Raw genomic sequence first — 2,672 nt, 5'->3', positions numbered from 1 at the left:
GCCCCAGCCGGACGGCCTGGACGGCCAGCAGCACCCCGGCGGCGCCGGACACCGGCACCACGGCGGGCCACCGGGCGAGGACGCGGGACAGCGGCAGGTGCTCCAGGCCCGCCAGGAACGGGACGTGGAACAGGCCGACGAGGGCCGCGACGGTGCCGCCCGCCAGCAGGACGGCCGCGCCGGCGAGGGTGAACGAGGCCTCGCGCGGCGGCAGCAGGACGGCCAGGCGGCGGGCCGCCGGCACCGCGGCCCAGGGGACCAGCAGCGCCAGGGCGACGAGCACCAGGACCAGGCTCATGCGCGGTCCTCGGGTTCGGCGGCGGCTTCAGCCGTGGCCTCGCCCACCTGCCGGGTGTCGAGGAGCAGGCGGCGCAGGACGTCCTCGTCGTCCTCGGACAGCGAGGAGACGAACCGCTTCAGCACCAGGTCGCGCTGGGGCTCCTTCTCCAGCTCCCGGCGCATCCGCCCGGCGGCCAGTCCGGCGGCGTCCTCCACGGGGGCGTAGGCGAAGGACCGCCCGGGGCGGGAGCGGACCAGGGTGCCCTTCTCGTGCAGGCGGGTGAGGATCGTCGCCACGGTGGTGCGGGCCAGTCCCTGGTTCAGGGTCTCCTTGACCTGCTGGGCGGTCAGCGGCTCCCCGGCCGCCCACAGCACCGCCAGCACGTCCGCGACCAGCTCCCCGTGCGGACGTCTGGCGTCCCGACCGCCACCCAGCATCTCCACTCCCGTTCTCGCGGCTCTCCGGCAGGCACACCGGAGCGGGCCGCGCGCGTCGGGATGTGAGGTCCGTGCCGCCGCTGTCCGCGCCGAGGGCGAAGCGCCCTCGATATTAGGTGTGCCTAAGCTAACTTTACGGGCCGCTGACACCGCGCTGCCCGGGGGACCGTCGAACGCGGTCCCCCGGGCAGCGCGGTGTCCACGGAGTGCCGTCAGGCCGAGCCGTTCGGACGGCCCGCGGGGCTCAGCGGGCGAGGGCCGGGTCGAGTGGCGCGACCACGTGCGTGTTCGTGTTCGTGGTCGCGTTCGTGCCCGGGTGCGGGTTCTTGAAGCACTGGTCCGAGACCGTGGACCCCTGCGGGTAGTGGCAGGCCGTCAGCAGGAGGCCGCCGCGCACCCCGCCCACGTAGCCGAGCTCCACCGGTTCGGCCGGCGCCGTCTCCTTGGTCGGCTTGTTCAGGAGATCGGTACGGAAACCGTGCGCGGTGTCCAGGAGCTGGTAGACCCAGCCGCCCGCCTTGGCCTCGCTGACCAGCTCCTCCGCGTCCGACTTCGCGCGGAACCCCGGGACGGCCGCGCCGACGGCCAGGGCCTCCCAGCCGTGCTCCAGCACCGACGGCGTCGGCTTGTTCAGGACGTGCTCCTTGAACAGGCCCAGCCACGGAGCCGTCCCGACCCGCGGCTTGAGGCCCTCCCGGAAGGCGTCCTCACCCTGGAAGGGGTTCAGCGTGTCGGTTCCCACCGCCCAGGCGGTCCCCTCCTCCGAGACCCACGGCAGGGCCCCGGCGTCCTGGGTGGGCCACAGGCGGGCCCAGTCGATCGTGACCGCCGCGACGTCCTGCGGCTGGTCGGCGCCCGAGGGGTCGTAGTTCGGGTTCGACTGGCACGCGCCCCCGTCCCTGGGGCAGGCGTCCTTGATGAACCGCGACTTGATGCCGCCCGGGAAGGTGATCTCCTGCTCGCCGCGGTACAGGCCGAACATGGTGGTGTACGTGCCGGACGCCTCCTGGTCGATTCCCCAGGGTGCGTGGACCTCGTAGATCCAGGCGCCGAAATCCACTGCCACACTCTGGTCCCGTGAGGCGCCCGAGAACACGGTCTCGGGCGTCGAACGGTCGACCTGGCTGACCCAGTTGTACTGGCGCTGGTCCTCGGGTGTCTTCTCCCCCTGTGGTCGCAGCCCGTCGGCGAAGATGACCTCGGGGGTCCGGTTGGACCCCCGCCAGAGGACGTCCTGGTCCGAACGCCAGGTCAGTTTCGGTCGGGTTTCTTTCACCGGTGCGCCGGGATCGGCCGTGGTGTTCTTCCACTGGGTGTACCAGTCGTCGGTGAGCGGGGCGGGTACGGTCGGTAGCGGCTGGGCGGGGGCGCTGTGGGCCTGTGCCGGAACCGGTGTCCACCCGGCGGCCACCGCGACGACGACGGCCGCGACGACCTGGGCGATGCGACGGCCGGTGATGGTTGCTGCCATGTGCGGGCATCCTTTCGTTCGGGAGGCGTTGACCGGGAAGGTGGAGCCTCCGGACCGAATGGTGTGAAGATGCCGGGCGCGCCAATCCCGGCCGCCCGGCGCACCCTCCTTTCCGGGCACCCCGTACGGGCCACCCGGCGCACCGGGAGCCGGTCCCGACGGCGCGGCGGTGTCCGTCGCCGGATGCGCGACCCGGTTCGGGGCGCCTCCGGAGCGTGGTGCGAGCGGGGGCCGGGTACTACGGTCTCACCGGGTTGTCGCTGTGATGGAGGGCATCGCACATGCGCCTGCTGTTTTGGTCAACGGCCTCGGCCTGTACGGGTGTTGCGGTCGCGCTCGCGCTGTGGGCGGTGCTCGGGGACGCCGCCGGGGCCGAGCGGGCGAGCGCCGTCGTCGGGGCGGTCGTCGGACTCGCCGGGCTCGTCGCCTCGGTGTACGCGCTGCGGCGCGGCGGGCAGGACGACGGTGGCGCCGTCCGGGCCGG

Annotated in this window: 2 protein-coding genes and 2 pseudogenes; 1 reads left to right on the top strand and 3 read right to left on the bottom strand. The window is 73.4% G+C overall.

Features of this window, described 5'->3' with window-relative positions; all coding sequences use genetic code 11:
- The 3 genes and pseudogenes from AE652_RS39215 to AE652_RS39205 form a co-directional block, all read right to left on the bottom strand.
- A pseudogene (locus AE652_RS39215) lies at positions 1 to 298 on the bottom strand (M56 family peptidase); the annotation flags it as partial.
- Positions 295 to 717, bottom strand: a complete 423-nt coding sequence (locus AE652_RS39210; RefSeq protein ID WP_049660323.1) for a BlaI/MecI/CopY family transcriptional regulator — start codon at positions 715 to 717, stop codon at positions 295 to 297. The gene AE652_RS39210 and the pseudogene AE652_RS39215, both read right to left, overlap by 4 nt.
- 244 nt (positions 718 to 961) lie before the next feature.
- Entirely contained in the window at positions 962 to 2,188 is a 1,227-nt protein-coding gene (locus AE652_RS39205) for a hypothetical protein (RefSeq protein ID WP_049660318.1), read from the bottom strand.
- Positions 2,189 to 2,469: 281 nt separating this feature from the next.
- Between AE652_RS39205 and AE652_RS39200 the strand changes: the two are divergent.
- A pseudogene (locus AE652_RS39200) lies at positions 2,470 to 2,672 on the top strand (hypothetical protein); the annotation flags it as partial.

This window comes from Kitasatospora sp. MY 5-36 (genome assembly GCF_001182915.1).
In the GTDB taxonomy this organism is placed as follows: Bacteria; Actinomycetota; Actinomycetes; order Streptomycetales; family Streptomycetaceae; genus Kitasatospora.
The sequence above is the reverse complement of the archived record's forward strand: the minus strand, read 5'-3'. Positions and strand labels throughout refer to the sequence as shown.